We start from the raw sequence: 16,583 nt of genomic DNA on the forward strand, positions 1-16,583 counted from the left end.
CCACTCAAATCTCGCATTGTTGCGTGCCCTCGCCCCCCGGGGGGAGAGGGACAGGGTGAGGGGGCAAAAATGGAAGATTACCGATCAAAATAAGGCTGAAATAAAACATCCGCCACTTCCACCACCACCACCACCACCATCACCACCACCATCATCGTTGTCATCGTTATCGTTGTCGTTGTCATCATCGTCATCGACGTCATCATTTTCACATGTGCCGGCTTCACATTCTCCTTGATAATCGAGCTCTGACCAAAAGTCCTCTACGGTACAACTACTGTCCGTACCACCCGGATTAATGTGAAGGACTAATCGTTCTTCATTTTGTTTAAAAATAACAAAGGGGACATTCGTACAATCATCACCGATATCTATTGTCCCCTTGGAATTATCAAAATCTATGGTGCCGGATACCGGGTTCGGCTGGAATTCATCTGCAATGCTGCAGATAGTCGATGAAATGCAATAGTACATTCGCCATTGACCGCTAAACGTGCCATCATCGCAAATATTGACATCAAGGTGAATACTGTCTGCGCTGCCAGTCTCGTGCGACAGCCAATATCCAGGCCCTGCAGATGGCAGGGTCTCCGGCGTTTCATCGGCATTGAACCGGCAGACAAAGGCATCAGACGTAGTAATACCAATGGTCTCTATCATATAGGGAAAATCAGAGGACCATGTTTCTCCGGCAACAAGAATGTCATCATTGTTAGCCAAAATTGCCGCAGCGTGGTCATGCGAGTTTCCGCCAAGATAGGTTGATCCGATCAAGGTAGTAAGCGCTTGATCCATAATGGTTAAGAATCCATCGCCCTCATAAAAGTCATCCGTATTGCCCCCATTGAAAGCGCCGTCATGACAGTCCTCGGTCACAGGGAAGTCGGAAGAGCCTGTACCGCCGCACAGAAACACCGTGCCGTCATCCTGAATCACCATATCGCTTACCTGATCGGTGCCGCTTCCCCCAATAAAAGTGGACGCCGAGATTGCGGTAAGGTCGCTATTCAGCCGGCTCACAAAACCGTCTTCATACACGCTGTAGCTGGTATCGTAATTGCCTTGAACGACCGGGAAATCAGAAGACTTGGTCCATCCGGCGACAACGATCTCGTTGTTCGCATCGATCGCCAGCACATTGGCTTTTTCTTCATTGGCACCGCCCAAAAAGGTGGATGCCAGCAATTGCTGAAGGTTTGGATCGAACTTTGCAGCAAAGGCCTCTGATTCTCCCTGAAAACTCGCGTCCGCGCAGTTGTCGGTTACCGGAAAATCCGCTGAGCGGGTTCTACCCGCCACGACGATGTTGCCATCGGCGTCGATGACAACGTCAAAGGCGCTGTCATTCACATACCAGTCATTTCCGTTCTCTTCACCATTACTGCCCAGCAGGGTTGAGGCCTGAAGGGTCTGCAATCCACTGTCCAGTCGCGCGATAAACGCTTTTGTTTTACAATACTGACCGGGGCTGGTGTCATAGGCACCAGGTGTGGTTGGGAAAGGGGTGTCGTCTTCAGCAGCTGAAGCACTATTTACCGGATTTTTCGTTCCGCCTACCACATACACATCGTCGTTGGCGTCAATTGCCAGTCCAAAGGCAACATCACCCCCATCCTCACCAATGAACGTCGATGCCAGAATCGTGTTTAGATCGGCATTATATTTAATGATAAATCCATCCGCATCGAAGTAATAGTCATCTCCACGTTGTAAAGCAGTGTCAAATGAGCCCTCGGTAACAGGAAAATTTTCATCTTCTGTACCACCGACAAGGTAAACGGCATCCTGACTGTCGATTGCGATGTCGTAAACACTGGGATTACCATCCCTGGACCAGGTTCCGGAATCACTGAAAAGCGCAGATCCCAGCAATGTTTCTAGCCGGCTGTCAAACTTGAAAACAACCAGCTGTTTTGCTGAATGCCCAGCAACATAAATGTTACCCTGGCTGTCAGCAGCCATGCATTTGGGCATCGTGCATTCATCCGTGGTGCCTTGGAAAACCGCAGTGATCAGTGGATCGATGATCAGCTCCTTTGTACGATCGTATGCGGCTACCTGGAACCCGTATGATTTTTTACTTACCGCGTAAGCCACATCCACTGGTTTTTTTTTGCCTTCGATGTGTTGATAGGCCACCGGCCGGGTAAAACGCATCGATCTCGTACCGGCAGTGACCTCCAGTTCCCCTTGTGGCGTCAGCTGCAGTGCATCGGCCCCTTCAACGGTCAACTGGATCGATTGCGGGTCCGCACCCGGTTGAACATGGAATATTTTCTCTACATTATTGCCGTGGGCTTGCAGGTTGAGCCGGATTCCCTTGTAGATTTCTCCCATATCAACAGTGTTGAATGTGGAAAGATCCCTGCCCCATTTTGCAGGATCCTTGCCCCTGAAATGGCTAACCTTGGCGAAGGCCTTCTGCTCGCCTGAGGGTAACGGTTTCAATGCGCCGCCAAGCTTTTCCCTTATGGAATGGTGCTGTTTTTCTTTATCTCCACTGGATGTTCCAAGCTCATAGCCGATGCTTGCATCCTTGTTTACCGACACTCTGCCGATAAACGTATTTGAATAGAATAAAGTTTTCGAATCCTCCAGCTGACCTTTGTTTTCCACAAACGGAATCTTAATGCGATTAACTTTGGTTATTACCTCTGCTTCGTTTTTTTTAGATACCGCACCCGATGCGATCGTTGTCAAAAAGATCAGCGCGATGAATGATAGGACGGCTGGTTTTACTCGGCCCATAGTTTTCCTCTTTTATTCTCTTTTAACGCTTGTGCCAAAAATTGGTCTGGTTATTCCTTTTTATTGGTCGCAGGCATGGCCAACGCCTACAGGCCGAAGTTTAGATGAAAGGTGTAAATTCTAAAAGCTGTTGGATTTTCTTTTAATGCCGATATCTGGCAAATGGGTTGTTTTCGGAGGGGGATCAGTTATCTGTATCTTTGATGAGCTTGGACATATCAAATATAGATTTATCATCATCCAATGTATGATCATTTGAAGGCATGTTATGATTTGTATTGAATTCAGCACCAAATCTTTTATATTTTAAAAGATTGGTTTCAAATTCCGTTTCGGTTTTTTTCAGCTCTGATGCCATCATTGTCTTGTTTTCTTCAAGTTCCTTAATTAACATATCGACATTCTTTTTTATCAGGATATTGCCTATAATTTTATAGACATGGGTTTCATCGGTTTTATGCAACTCAACCAGTGCCTTTTCAGTCGTTGAAATTTGTGTATATATCATTTTTTTCTTATTGCTTAAAATGCCCAGCCTTTTTTGAAGCATGTAAAGTTCACGATTATAGTTTATTTTTTTTTCCATTATTACAACTCCTTTTAAGTTCCTGTATTTTGAATAAATCGGAAAAATGGAAATTATATTTTATTTTATTTTTTTATCATTCATTAAAACAATGAGAAAAAGCATCTTTAATAGCAGCCAACTGCGTTTCAATGCTTGCATCCACAATACCGATAGGACTTTCCAAAATCAATTGATTTTCATCCAGTCGATCATCAGCTAAAATTTCTATTTCATGAATATTTGGGTATGATATTATAATTTCATCAACTTTTAGATTTAAATAATCTAAATGAATCGGTGAAATCTTAAGTTTAATTTTCTTGTGGTTTTTCATCACGTTGAGCGACTTTTTTACCAAACCACTAATCATCTCCCTATTGTCCATTCCATCGATGATTTTTTTTACTGTACCCAAAACAAGTTCAGTAATTTTATCCTCAATAGAATGTATATATCGATCTGAATTAATAATAGTTCTATTGATTACACTTGCCATTTTATCCTGGCTTTTCTTTAAGCCTTCCTTATAGCCTTTTTCTTTTTCTAAAACATATGCTTTGTTTGCTTGTAATTTTATTTTCTCAGATTCCATTTTGGCATCATGAATAATTTCATCCGCTTTTTCCTTGGCCTTCAAAAGTATATCTTCTACTTCAACCATTACAGTATATTCATTGGACTTTATCAATTGTGTTGAGGCAGGGACTCTAATTTTATTATTTTCAATAAATATATACATATTGATCAAAAAAACAGTTTCACTTTGGTTGTTATTGAATAAGTTGATCGTTTATCAGTTAGCAAAAAAATGTCAAAGAAATCAATGTATCATGGCATTTAAAGTAAAATTAAAAAGTGAAATTAATGATAAAAGATTAACAGCTAATTGCTAAAAGCTAACCGCTCACCTTGGGTATTTGTCTATCTAACAATTTGATTAACACCATCTTTTAATAGCATCTTTTTGTTTACAGAATTTTCGAACTTATATATTTTCCAAAGCAGATAACCGCAGGCAAGAAATGCGATAGCAAGAAAGAAAATCAACCCATAAACCAACAGACGTAATCTTGGTAAATATTCATAGACTACTTCAATACCAAAAATTCTTGCATGTCGCTGCGTGGCTATCTTCACCACAGAACTTGCAAAAGGAACGACAGATACCTTATCATAGCTTAACCCTTCGACACTATTGACTACGAGCTGTTTTACTTGATGAACATGAGATTGAATATCAAAATTTTGCAGATGCTTAATAAATACAGAAGCAGACGAAGGCTGAAAATATTCACTCAAAGGATCATTTTCCGGTAGAACAATGTGAACCCTGGCAGTTATCACACCGTCGATTTTTGACAGGGTTTGTGCCATTTCTTGGGACAAAGCATAAATATACCTGATTCTCTCTTCCAAAGGCGAAGAGACAAGCCCTTCTTTTTTAAACATTGTTCCCATATCAGAAAACTCATCTTTTGGATAACCATTGCTTTTCAGTATATCAATAGCTTCTGATAATTGGTTTTTGGAAACCCTTATTTCACATAGGTTATCTTTTCTGTTAATCTTGTCACAATCAATTCCTTGCCGCAATAAAATCGCCTGCATCTCCACAGCTTCTTTTTCTTCAATGTTCGAGTATAAATTGGCATCATCGCAACCCAAACAGATAGCCCATACTAAAAATAAAATTACTAATAGCGAATGTTTCTTCATATCTTGCAAATCACGTTTCATTTTGATGTTTAAACACGGACAATTGATCGAAGCAAGTTTGCCATGGGAGCTATCAATTCACCAAAGATAAACCCATTTTCCTTTCCAATTTCAAATAACTTATTAGCCAAATACATATCATGAACGATAGGGATATTATTTTTTCTAGCGATTTCAATGATTCGTTCCGCCACAAAGTATTTCCCTTTTGCAGAAACGATGGGTAGCTTGGTCTTTCCATGTACGTAGTGAATGGCAACGGCTGTCTCATTTGAATCTGCTATGATGACAGCAGACTTTTGGATGCGAGTAACAAGATTTTCAACAACTGCGAATTCCTGCTGGATTTTCCGCCGTTTGCTTTTTATTTTTGGATCCCCCTCTCTATCCTTGTACTCTTGTTTAACATCATCGATGCTCATTTTCATTTTATGCATAAATATTTTTTTTTGAAAAAAATGGTCTAAAATCGCAAAAAAAATAAATACACATGATACATACAGCATCAATTTCCCAAAAATCGTTGCCAGAAGAGGCATAATCTCTTTAACACTTGAATTAGGAAGATGCACAAGAACTTTGATATGAGAACGTATAATGATATAGATTATTCCTCCGAGCAATCCTATTTTGAGAATTGTTTTTATAAGTTCGAGCATGTTTTTCCATGAGAAAATACTTTTAAACCCCTCGACCGGATTGATCCTATTGAAATCGGGTTTTATAGGTTCGAAGGCGAATAAGACACCGAATTGAAGCATGTAGGAAAGCATTGTAGCTATTGTCGCACAAATTGCAAATGGGACTGACAACAGAATAAACTCTTTGATTAATATTTTTGAAATTTCAATGTAAGCCCATGAAAAATCAGTTTCATATAAAACAGTTGGTGTGCTGATTATTTTGCAAAGGTGTGAAAAATAATGCTTTGAGCAAATCCACAATATTAAAAATAGTGTAACGATTGTAGCGCAAGTAGCAATTTCCTTGCTTTTTGCGATCTGTCCTTTTTTTCTAGCATCTCGCAGTCTTTTGGGTGTTGGTAGCTGCGTTTTTTCTTTCATTTCATCACAATCTTTAATATATTGAGAACATTAGCATTTTGGACGATATAATTTTTAAGGTAAAAGAGAAAATATGGCAGGTATAGTATTAATAAAAGTATTCCTAAAACACTTTTTATTGGCATACTCAGAAATAATATATTTAGTTGTGGGGCAAACCGATTGATTATCCCCATGCCAATATCACTAATAAACATTAGGATAATCAAGGGAGCAGTGAGCAGGAGTACCATCTCCATAAAATCGTCAATCTTGTTTAAAGAAAAAATTGCCACCTTCGAACTTGGTACAGGCAGATAAGAAAATATCGGCCATGCTTGAAAGCTTTCGTATATAGCGGATAAAAAGACGATAAAGCCACCGCTTGAAAAGAAAATCATTATGAATAGCGGCATGAGCAAATTTCCAATGGGCGACATCTCTCCCCCGAAACTCGGGTCATATGCCTCTGCGACATGAGCCCCCCTTTGGTAGTCAATAATCTTCCCAACAGCTTGAATACCCCAGAATAATAGCCCAACCATATACCCCAGGGCTGCGCCGATGACACTTTCCTTTGCTATTATGGCTAAAAAAACCAGTGCTGAGATGTTTTTCTCTCTAACCACAGGAAAAATAATCGGGAAGAGAATCAACGAAAAACTTACAGCGATACAATTGCGTGTGACTCCGGTAACATACCCCTGACGAAGAAAAGGCACTACAGTAAAAGCGGCCAGGATCCGCGGCATGCATAGTGCCACTGCAAGGACTAATTGCGTAAACGCGCTGAATGAATCGCTCATTGAACAAAATATGGGATATTATCGAAAATGTTGGCCGCAAATATCAATACCTGCCCACCAAGCCATCGCACTGTGAATATTAATGTTATGGTAACACTGATGAGTTTAAATGCAAAGGAAATGGTCTGGTCCTGGATTTGTGTCACAGCCTGAATAACACTTACAGCAACCGCAACCAAAGATGCCACGATAATCGGTGGCAATGAGACAACTAAAACCAATATTAGCGCTTTATAGGTAAGCTCGGCTATCCGTGCATCCATAGTCTTCAATCCTTTATTGAAACGATAGAACCAAACCGTGGATGAGTTTGGTCCAGCCGTCAAGCAATACGAAAAGCAGAAGCTTAAAAGGCACGGAAATCATAATTGGCGAAACCATTATCATTCCCATGGCTAATAATATGTTGGATACAATTAGGTCGATGATTACAAATGGAAGATAAATTAGAAAGCCAATTTTAAAGGCCCTTGTCAGCTCGTTTACAGTAAATGCAGGAACCAAGACAATTAGATCATCCTCCTTCAGATTTTTGGCCTCCTCGTTTTTCCAAAGCTTTATCGATGACTGAACAAAAAAAAGTCTCTCCTTGGCATTGGAGTGCCTCATTAAGAATTCTCTTAGTGGTTCCTTGGCCTTTACAACCTCTTTCATCAGCTCCTGAAAATTTTCTTCTTTTTTCAAAGCATCAGTTACAATGTTGAACATGTCTTGTCCAACCGGAGCCATTATATAGAATGTCAAAATTAAAGCAAGGCCATGAATAACCATGTTTGGAGGAACCTGTTGTAAACCCAATGCATTACGAACCAGTTCCAAGACGATTGAAATTTTAATGAATGAGGTTACCATTAACGCGGCAAATGGTGCCAAGCCGAGCCCAAGCAAAACGATTGTAATATATACTGGATCAAAACTGTTGGCTGAGAACATTATTTTTCCGTTTCAAATTCCAATACCCTTACGCCCAACCGATCACCGATCTCCACCAATTCGCCCATCCCCACCGATTTACCATTGGCCTTTATTTCCACTGGCTTTTCCAGACCATTATTCATTTCAAATATGTAACCCGGTTGAAGATCCATCAACTCGGCGAACGTAATCTGAGTCTCACCCACTTTGAAGGTAAGCTTAACCGGGATATCACCAATTAACGGTTCGGCAAGACGCCTGGGTTTATTCTCTTCTTTTTCCATATCTTCCCCAATTCTTTGAATGGCTTTGTTACCGAGTACAATTTTTCCTGCCGGATTATTGTGACCATCGAAAATAATTAAGTCACCCATATTAACGATGACATGCGATTTCTGCGGCGATAATCGATTATCAATTAAGATGATATCATTTAGTTCGATGCCATCGATTTCTTCTATACTCATTAATGTATACCCGATTTCAAAATTGACTTTTAAGGGTATTTGAAAGCCTTTTCTTTCATGAAGACTTGGTAATTGATCATATTTTTCCAAAAACCAAACCATTCCTTCAGGATTGGTTTCGATACTGCCATGAAAACATGCACTATCTTTTTCACGCAACAGTTCAAATTGAAGGTAAATTCGCTCTTCTTCAGACTCAACTATTTTTGAAGATTCAACGATGGTACTTTTGCAATTGCAATATTTTTCAAAACTATCAAGAATTTGCTCTGCAGCGATTTCTAATGCAATATTTCTAAGGTAAACTGGAATTTTATTTAATTCCGCCATGCTTTGATGCTCACCGAACGTATTGCTGATAAATTCATTTTCCAAAGTTAAAATATAGAATAAGCGATCATCAATACAAACAACTATATTAGTGCTTGACTCTATTCTTTTCTTAAAGAATGAAAAATTGACTGAATATTTTTCTTCACCTAAATCAAATTCTAAATGCCGTTTGCATTTAAACATTCGATTAAATATATGGATGTATTTGGGGTTAATTTTTTTAATTATTATCCGGTTCTCCATGAAGCTTCAGTTGTTTTTTAGAGTAAACGCATAGCATTGAATCTCATGCTGTTTATCTCATCTATTTTGTTTTCTTCACTGTGTTGATCAAACGTCATTTTATTCATCAACCATTGTTCCTTATGCTCTTCCAGTTTTCTTTTTTCACGATGACATAATTGATAATCTTCATATGATTTTTTAACTGCTTCGTCGGCTTGTACTACGTTCTGTTTAGCTTGGTTTAGTTGATCAGTAAGTTTGTTTTGTTCCTTTCTTAATGAATCCACACATTGATTGTAGTAAATTAACTGATAAATGGTATTATATTTTCTTTGTATTTCATCAAACAACCGATCTTCTTCATTCTTGCGCCATTGAATAAAATTTGATAATTGGTCGGCCTTTTTTTTTGCTGCGTCTTTCGCCTCTACCAAACTTTTTCTGGCTTGAATTATACTGTTCAAAGCGGATTGTTCTCTGCGCTTACGTATTCTCAGCAAATCTTCTAAAATGTAGGTCATTGATCCACTATAAGGTCAAGCGTTTTTAATGTCTGCTTAAAATTTGATGATTCACTAAAATCCTGTTTGAGAAATTTATTGACAGCACCTATTTTCGATATCGCTTCGTCAGCATATTTATCTGCACCTTGTTTATACTCGCCGACCTTTACCAGCAACTCCATTTCTTTGTATTTAGCAATTATTTGTCTGGCTTTAGAGGCGTTTTTTTTGTGCTTTTCATCAACTATGGAATTCATTACACGACTGATGCTATTAAGAACATCAATTGCCGGATAGTGATTTTTCGCTGCCAATTCTCTTGACAGAACAATATGTCCGTCTAAAATGGATCGCGTTTCATCAGCTACCGGCTCGTTCATATCATCCCCTTCAACCAATACCGTATAAATTCCTGTGATAGAGCCTTTTTCCGATGTTCCGGCCCGCTCTAGTAGTTTCGGCAAAATATTAAAAACTGAAGGAGGGAATCCTCTTCGTGTGGGTGGCTCACCAGCGGAAAGTCCAATTTCGCGTTGTGCTCTCGCGAATCGTGTTATTGAATCGATCATAAGCAACACGCTTTTTCCATTGTCTCTGAAATATTCTGCAATGGCGGTAGCCGTATAAGCAGCCTTTAACCGTTCCATACTGGATTTATCCGAAGTAGCGACCACAACCACGGACCTTTTCATGCCCTCTTCTCCAAGGTCTTTTTCAATGAACTCCCTTACCTCCCGGCCACGCTCCCCGATTAGGGCCAGAACATTGACGTCCGCGATGGCGTTTTTCGCCAAAGTTGCCAAAAACTGGCTTTTACCAACGCCTGCTGCGCCATAAATCCCGAGGCGTTGCCCTTCGCCACAAGTCAACAATCCATCCATTACACGAAGACCTAAGCAGAGTGGCTTTGAAATTATCCTTCTGCTTAAAGGCGTAGGTGTATTTTGATGTAGTGGATAGTATCCGACCGGCTTTATAGGGCCTTTTTCTTTTACATCCATCGGATAGCCCAATCCATCCAAAATTCGACCAAGCAAGTTTGCCCCAACAGGAGCCATCAGATATTTGCCAGATGGATAGACATGAGCATCATGAGCAAGTCCGGAAATATCGCCTATGGGAGATAACAAAGTTTCATTTTTGGTAAACCCAACGACTTCGGCAAAAAGATGTGAGCTTTCAAATAGATTCTTAACGATACACAATTCCCCGATTTTTAGACCTGAAACGGTTGCCCTGATCATCGTACCGGACGCATGAATGACTCTCCCGTTAATCTTAAGCGGTTGTACTCTTTTTAAGGCTGCACTCAGGGATTTATCAATATATTGCAAATCTTTATTGAATTTATGTTCATTCAAATCCATTGAATGCCTTTTTTATTGCGCCAACAAATAGTGTACCACAAGCTAACATATGAACTGTTGCCAGCGCGTATCAATGACATGCTTCATAATTCGTAAGAAAAAAGTTAAAATGATTGACGGATCAATACCGAATTCAAGAAAGTTATCAACCAGATCGATATTTATATCTTTCGGAAATTTTAACAATAAGCGCTTGTAAAATGAGTTCTGTTCGTTTTTATATGCAAATAAAAGAAAAGCAGATCCGCATTCTTGTAAAAATCTTTTTGGATCATCCGACTGAATTATTGTATCCGGTTTAGGCATTAAATTTCCAACCAGTAAAGGAGAACTTACAGTAGCGAATCGATATGCACTATCTCCGATCTTTTCGACTATTTTTACTTTTCTATTTTTAGAAATACAAGTTTTTATCTCTTTGTGCCATAATGCAAGACCACCATAAAAAGTCAATTTTTTTAGTACATCACAAGGTAGCAACGCTAATCGATATTTTTTTTCATAGAAATTGTAATAAAAATCTTGGTCAAGATTGTGATGCTGCAAAATCAGTTTTGATAGTTTTTTCAGACCTCTTTTTGACTTTGACAACCGGGTGAACCAGTGATTTGAGATAATGGGCGCAATCCAGCTCATATGTGCGTAGCTTGTTGGAGCCATATTAAACTCATAAATTAAATGAAATAATTCATTCTTATTCTTTATCAGTTTAACGTAATCATTTTTTCTATCAGATTCTTTTTTCATATTATAGCATTAACTAAACATAATGCTATTGAGTCTGAAAAAGTGTAGTAATTCCATTACTGACTTTATCGCTTGTGTTAGTAACAAGTGTGACTTCAATAACATATGATCCAAGTTCACATTGCAATTTAAGCAAATCCGTTAAACTGTATTCTGCCGGGCTGTTAATAAAGCTACTTAGTTCATCTCTTTTTTGATCAACGGATAATTTATATTCACCAACTTTCTCAAATAAAGCATTATCGAAATTGGTAACAACATTTTCAACGTTAAGGCTGTTAAACTCATCAATTCCGTTTAATTTGAATGCCTGTTCGAAGGCTTGAACATCTTGGTCAAAATCAACACCTTTCATTGGCTTTATTTCAAGTTGAACCATATTTCCATATGATTCGATAGACCCTATATTTTGATATATCTCCATCCCTTTCTTTTCTCCATTTTATTTTTAACCAAATTCATTAATAAACCTAACCTACTGAAATCCTCACTTTTTGATTTCAAATAATAGATCACTAGCGAACCTTATCGCAACATCATATTTCCCTTGCTCAACTATATTGTTTAATATTGTGTAAGCTTCCTCTCGGTAATCAGCAAGGATTAAGGCTTTACCTAAGAAACTATCGCGAAGTTCTCGTTGCATGTAATCCTGACAAGACGCATTGCGAAGAGTGCTTATCGCGTTTTCAAACTCTCCCTTATACATTTGTACGCGCGCGATTCCAATTAATGGATAAGCGCTTTCCGGCTTACAATAAGAAACAGCGTCAAATATAATACTGGATTCATTTAGGAATCCTTTGTTATAATTCAACATAGCGATTTCCATCAACAAACTGAGCAGCTTTCCATCAACATTTGTCATGGTTTCACGTTTTCTTTTTATCGATATACAATTTTCAATCATTCATTTATTAATTTATAACTTGCTATTTAGAAGGAAAGCTGGAATGAAAGACACTCTACTTACGCGTCCTTTAAATATGCTTTAGCAAATTATAATTACCTTTCATTCCAACTTTTTGTAGTACTAATTACGCGTAAACAGCCATGTTACTGACCAAGGTTTTTCGCAGCAGTCTTGGCCGCTTCTTCCTCAGATTCAATGGCACTTGATGCTGTCTGATACATTGCCGTCCACTCTGCAACTGCTTGTTGCGATTCCAACAACGATTGTGATGAGCTAGTATCAACCTCTGGTTGAGAACCAATACCAGAGACATCAACACTAATTAAAGACATTGCTTTTCTCCTTTTTTGATATTTAACAATTTAACTACATTTATATCTATTTTAGCAGAAATTAATCGTGTCTATTTTCCTCCTTTCATTCGGGTTAATAAAATAAATTATTGAAAACACCATTCTGTTCGATCCCAGGTCTTTTGCTTTCAATAATATTAATCGCTGCGTTTATTGCATGGATCAAATATTCACATTGTTCATACTCGTCTGCTGGAAGCATTTTACCTTTAAATTCCTCGAAATGATTTTTATGCTGCCTCAATTCATCAAGAAGCCAATTTTTATAATTCCCTGTTGTATCTTTTGCAAGTTTTGTCTCTACATCATCAGATGAATTCTGGCTATTCATGATTTTTCTCCTAACTTGTAGTCAACTTTCGAGCCACTACAGTCAAGTTGGACTCTATTGGATTGTATATGCTCAATTATACACCCGTTTTCAAGCCTTCCGCCTTTAAATACTTTGCTGCCGTCATCTAATTTAACATATTCATTAACGCCTGTATTTGCTCCAACAATATTCAATTCCTTAGGTAAAAACCGGATTTGATTATCTACCGTTATTTCAGGAATAGTTTTAGCAATAACTTTTTCAATTTTTGGAATAATATTTAGATTTTCCGTAATTCCATTTAATGTTGCTATTTTATTTTCAATATCAAATTCAACGATTGGATCTTTAATTTCTTTTTTCCTCAATATCTTTTTACATGCATCTGAAATATCTTCGGCCGCGACAACTTGAAACCTTACAATATCCCCTAAATTAGCCAATAGCCCTTCGCGATCATCTTTTTTCAATGTAAAGCCTTCAACCGTAAATGTTTCATCGCTTTCTTTTTTTAAAGTAATATCAAGGTCTGTTATATTTAATATATTTTTTCCTTGATAATTAATCTCTTTTCCACTTTTTATATCTTCTAACAATCTATATCGCCATTTTTCATAAAGATATTCTCTCACTTTTTGCAATGGCTCTATTTTACATGCACCATCCGTATCTATCTTTAACGCCGGTTCTTTAATTCCAGACCCAACCAATCCACAGTCAGCAAATTTGTTTAATATTGAGTTTGCATTTATAAATAAACTTCCATCGTTTATTTTATTTAGTGCTGAATTTCCATTTGAGTAACAAGATTTATTTATTCCAGATTGCACAAAATCAATCCAAAACGAGAGAAATATAATACAAAATATTATTATTCCCGTTATCAATTTTTTATCGAATTTCTGAATTGCATTTTTAGCTAATTGAGAGAGATCTTTCGAAATCCTTTTAAAATCTTGCAACCACAATGTTCGGCCTTTAATATCAATCGGAACTAAATCTCGACAATTTGAAAAATTTTGGCCTTTTTTTATTATAGCAGGAGCTAATATGGGCCATTTTTCCTCAACGGGTCCAATGGTAAAATGTGCATCTCCAATAGTGATTACTTGGTATGCGTCTATTTTCTTTTCTTGTTCAATCAGGATTTCTCCATCAATAAAAATATTGTTGGATTTTTTGACGACCATAAAATTATTTTCTTGTGAGTATAAACATATATGTTCTTTATCGACTCCATTATCAACCAAAATGATATCGCAATTGTCACTGCTGCCAATTGAATATTTTTCATTAGGATCGATGATTAGTTCAGCACTTTTGTGGATTCCCGCCAACACTTTTAATTTATATTTCGAAGCATAACTCATTTATTTCAACCATCTGTTTAATTTATATTCATGAGCTTTATGACGTAAGTTGTATACGGCCCAACGGCTGGACCAAAACATCTTGAGATATTTCCTGATATGAAAGAACTGATAAATTTTTAATTTCTTGCTCAATAAATTTTTTTACATACCTTCGAATATCCATCGAAGTTAGCAGAACCGGATTTGTTGCATTACCATTATTTGTACCAATTTCTTTTTTAATTGCATCCAATATTTTTTTTCTTTTATCTGGACCAAGAACCAAATAATTTGTACCCGAGCTTTTTCGTATGGAATTCCGTATCTCTTCTTCTATCTGCCTATCAAACATGTAAACCGCAATCATATTTTTTCCGGCACTGTATCGATGACTTATATACCGTTTAAGTTCAACCCTTATATATTCCGTAAGCAGGATAATGTCTTTTTCTTTTTGTCCCCATTCAATTAGATGATGAAATATAAGTTTCAAATTTCTTATTGAAACTTCCTCTTCTACCAATCTTTTTAAAACATTTGTTATTTGGGATACATTTAATATCTTATTCATTTCCTGAACTAGATCAGGGTATTTTTCTTCGGTCTTTTTTATTAAATATTTTGTTTCTTGTAAACCTATGAATTCTGAAGCATTATCCTTTAAAACAACCGCAAGGTGATAGGTTAATATTTCAGATGGCCCCATATGTTTAATATTAGCTATTTCAAGTTGACGCTTGTAATCTTTGGGCACCCAAATAGATGTCTTGTCTGATATAAATGGTTTTTCGTATTTCGTTTCTATACCCAGTATTGATAGCGTAGTTTCGGACTCCATCACCAAATAATGTCCAGGGATTATGTAACCATGGGAGACAGGAATTTCATTAACCAAAATTGTATATTGTCCATTTTTACCTGATTCAGTGATGTTTAGATTTATTTTAGGAAAAAGGATTCCAATATCTTGATATAGCGCTCTTCTAACCTGTATTAATTTACTATTGAAGCTAATTGGATTTAGAAACTTTTGAATTTCCATATCCATGTCAATTTGTAATGGTATGGTTACTAATAAAGTATCTTCTTTATCTTTTTTTGTATATATATCTTTTGAAATGTGAGATAATAAGTATTCATTGATATCAATTTGATTATTGGAGGGGCTTTTAAAACTAATATGGAATATTAGACCAATTGTCAAAATCAGCCCACCTATAATCATAAATTGAAATGCTGGAAAGCCTGGTATCACTGAAAATGAGCATAGAATAATTCCACTGATTAATATGCTTTTTGGTTGAGATAAAACCTGAAAACCGATTTCACTTCCCAAATTAGGAATTTTATTATCATTACTACGTGTAATTATTATTCCAGCGGCAATTGAAATTAACAAAGCCGGTATCTGTGCTATCAACCCATCACCAACAGTTAACACAGAATACGTTTCTACGGCTTTATTTATTTGCATTCCTTTTTGAAATATGCCAATACATATTCCAGCCAAAATATTGATAACAGTTACAATCAACCCAGCAATGGCATCTCCTTTGACAAACTTCATGGCACCGTCCATGGCGCCATAAAGAGAGCTTTCCATCTGGATCAATGTTCGTCTATTTTTAGCCTCTGTGATATCGATTATTCCAGCTCTCAAATCGGCATCAATACTCATCTGTTTTCCAGGCATTGCATCCAGCGTGAACCTTGCTGCAACTTCGGCAACTCTTTCAGTTCCCTTGGCAATTACCAGAAATTGAACAATTGTGATGATTAAAAATACAACTGCGCCGACGACAAAATTGCCTGCTACAACAAAATTGCCAAAAGTATCAATTATTTTTCCAGCATCTGCATCAAGCAGAATCAGCCGTGTGCTGGCAATATTTAAGGAGAGTCTGAAAAGTGTTGCCAAAAGCAAAAGAGTTGGAAAAGTTGATAGAGCAGTCGAGTTTGGTATATATGTAGATAACATCAATAAACTAATTGAGACGCCGAGATTTATAGAAATAAAGGTATCCATTAAAGCTGTTGGAAGGGGTAAAACGATAAGAGAAATTATAGCAACAACAAGCACTGCCAAAAGGATATCATTATGACGAGTAATGTAGATAACAAACGTTTTTGCGTTGTTTAGTAACATAGGTTGTGCCTAATAAAGAACTTTATGAAACACCTTTGATATATATTTTTTTGTTATCGAATATTCGA

The 16,583-nt window shown here is 37.4% G+C and carries 18 protein-coding genes; all 18 read right to left on the minus strand.

Features of this window, described 5'->3' with window-relative positions:
- Positions 1-84: 84 nt before the first annotated feature.
- Positions 85-2,616 (minus strand): hypothetical protein, encoded by a 2,532-nt coding sequence (locus Dvar_RS36550; protein ID WP_419658321.1) that lies wholly within the window; start codon positions 2,614-2,616, stop codon positions 85-87.
- Between the two features lie 316 nt (positions 2,617-2,932).
- Positions 2,933-3,334: a prefoldin subunit gene (locus tag Dvar_RS36555; RefSeq protein WP_419658322.1), complete on the minus strand. Its 402-nt coding sequence runs from the start codon at positions 3,332-3,334 to the stop codon at positions 2,933-2,935.
- A 76-nt stretch (positions 3,335-3,410) separates the two neighbouring features.
- Positions 3,411-3,977 (minus strand): FliH/SctL family protein, encoded by a 567-nt coding sequence (locus Dvar_RS36560; protein ID WP_419658324.1) that lies wholly within the window; start codon positions 3,975-3,977, stop codon positions 3,411-3,413.
- 260 nt (positions 3,978-4,237) lie between these two features.
- On the minus strand, positions 4,238-5,053 hold the full coding sequence (gene sctJ, locus Dvar_RS36565) for a type III secretion system inner membrane ring lipoprotein SctJ (protein ID WP_419658327.1): 816 nt from the start codon (positions 5,051-5,053) through the stop codon (positions 4,238-4,240).
- Positions 5,054-5,061: 8 nt separating this feature from the next.
- The gene (locus tag Dvar_RS36570; RefSeq protein ID WP_419658329.1) at positions 5,062-6,096 is read right to left on the minus strand and encodes an EscU/YscU/HrcU family type III secretion system export apparatus switch protein; all 1,035 of its coding nucleotides are present in this window, start codon (positions 6,094-6,096) and stop codon (positions 5,062-5,064) included.
- On the minus strand, positions 6,093-6,881 hold the full coding sequence (gene sctT / locus Dvar_RS36575) for a type III secretion system export apparatus subunit SctT (RefSeq protein ID WP_419658331.1): 789 nt from the start codon (positions 6,879-6,881) through the stop codon (positions 6,093-6,095). Before sctT ends, Dvar_RS36570 begins: the two co-directional genes overlap by 4 nt.
- Positions 6,878-7,144 (minus strand): type III secretion system export apparatus subunit SctS, encoded by a 267-nt coding sequence (sctS, locus tag Dvar_RS36580; protein WP_419658333.1) that lies wholly within the window; start codon positions 7,142-7,144, stop codon positions 6,878-6,880. The genes sctT and sctS overlap by 4 nt, the downstream gene beginning before the upstream one ends.
- A 13-nt stretch (positions 7,145-7,157) precedes the next feature.
- Entirely contained in the window at positions 7,158-7,814 is a 657-nt protein-coding gene (gene sctR, locus Dvar_RS36585) for a type III secretion system export apparatus subunit SctR (RefSeq protein WP_419658335.1), read from the minus strand.
- The gene (sctQ, locus tag Dvar_RS36590; protein ID WP_419658336.1) at positions 7,814-8,839 is read right to left on the minus strand and encodes a type III secretion system cytoplasmic ring protein SctQ; all 1,026 of its coding nucleotides are present in this window, start codon (positions 8,837-8,839) and stop codon (positions 7,814-7,816) included. Before sctQ ends, sctR begins: the two co-directional genes overlap by 1 nt.
- Before the next feature lie 17 nt (positions 8,840-8,856).
- A complete protein-coding gene (gene sctO, locus Dvar_RS36595) occupies positions 8,857-9,342 on the minus strand; it encodes a type III secretion system stalk subunit SctO (protein ID WP_419658338.1) in 486 nt (161 codons plus the stop codon).
- Positions 9,339-10,691, minus strand: coding sequence for a type III secretion system ATPase SctN (gene sctN, locus Dvar_RS36600; protein ID WP_419658339.1), 1,353 nt, complete (start codon positions 10,689-10,691; stop codon positions 9,339-9,341). Before sctN ends, sctO begins: the two co-directional genes overlap by 4 nt.
- A 42-nt stretch (positions 10,692-10,733) precedes the next feature.
- Positions 10,734-11,438 carry a SctK family type III secretion system sorting platform protein gene (locus tag Dvar_RS36605; protein ID WP_419658341.1) on the minus strand — a complete coding sequence of 235 codons (705 nt, stop codon included), beginning with the start codon at positions 11,436-11,438 and terminating at the stop codon, positions 10,734-10,736.
- A gap of 25 nt (positions 11,439-11,463) precedes the next feature.
- On the minus strand, positions 11,464-11,862 hold the full coding sequence (locus Dvar_RS36610) for a hypothetical protein (RefSeq protein WP_419658343.1): 399 nt from the start codon (positions 11,860-11,862) through the stop codon (positions 11,464-11,466).
- Between the two features lie 63 nt (positions 11,863-11,925).
- Positions 11,926-12,306, minus strand: a complete 381-nt coding sequence (locus Dvar_RS36615; protein ID WP_419658345.1) for a tetratricopeptide repeat protein — start codon at positions 12,304-12,306, stop codon at positions 11,926-11,928.
- A 188-nt stretch (positions 12,307-12,494) separates the two neighbouring features.
- Complete coding sequence (locus Dvar_RS36620) at positions 12,495-12,683, minus strand: hypothetical protein (RefSeq protein WP_419658347.1); 189 nt, start codon at positions 12,681-12,683, stop codon at positions 12,495-12,497.
- 94 nt (positions 12,684-12,777) lie between these two features.
- Positions 12,778-13,035, minus strand: a complete 258-nt coding sequence (locus Dvar_RS36625; protein WP_419658349.1) for a hypothetical protein — start codon at positions 13,033-13,035, stop codon at positions 12,778-12,780.
- On the minus strand, positions 13,032-14,387 hold the full coding sequence (locus tag Dvar_RS36630; RefSeq protein ID WP_419658351.1) for an FHA domain-containing protein: 1,356 nt from the start codon (positions 14,385-14,387) through the stop codon (positions 13,032-13,034). Before Dvar_RS36630 ends, Dvar_RS36625 begins: the two co-directional genes overlap by 4 nt.
- Positions 14,388-14,424: 37 nt before the next feature.
- The gene (gene sctV, locus Dvar_RS36635) at positions 14,425-16,515 is read right to left on the minus strand and encodes a type III secretion system export apparatus subunit SctV (protein WP_419658353.1); all 2,091 of its coding nucleotides are present in this window, start codon (positions 16,513-16,515) and stop codon (positions 14,425-14,427) included.
- Positions 16,516-16,583: the final 68 nt, after the last annotated feature.

The organism is Desulfosarcina variabilis str. Montpellier (assembly GCF_048565275.1).
Taxonomy (GTDB): Bacteria; Desulfobacterota; Desulfobacteria; order Desulfobacterales; family Desulfosarcinaceae; genus Desulfosarcina; species Desulfosarcina variabilis.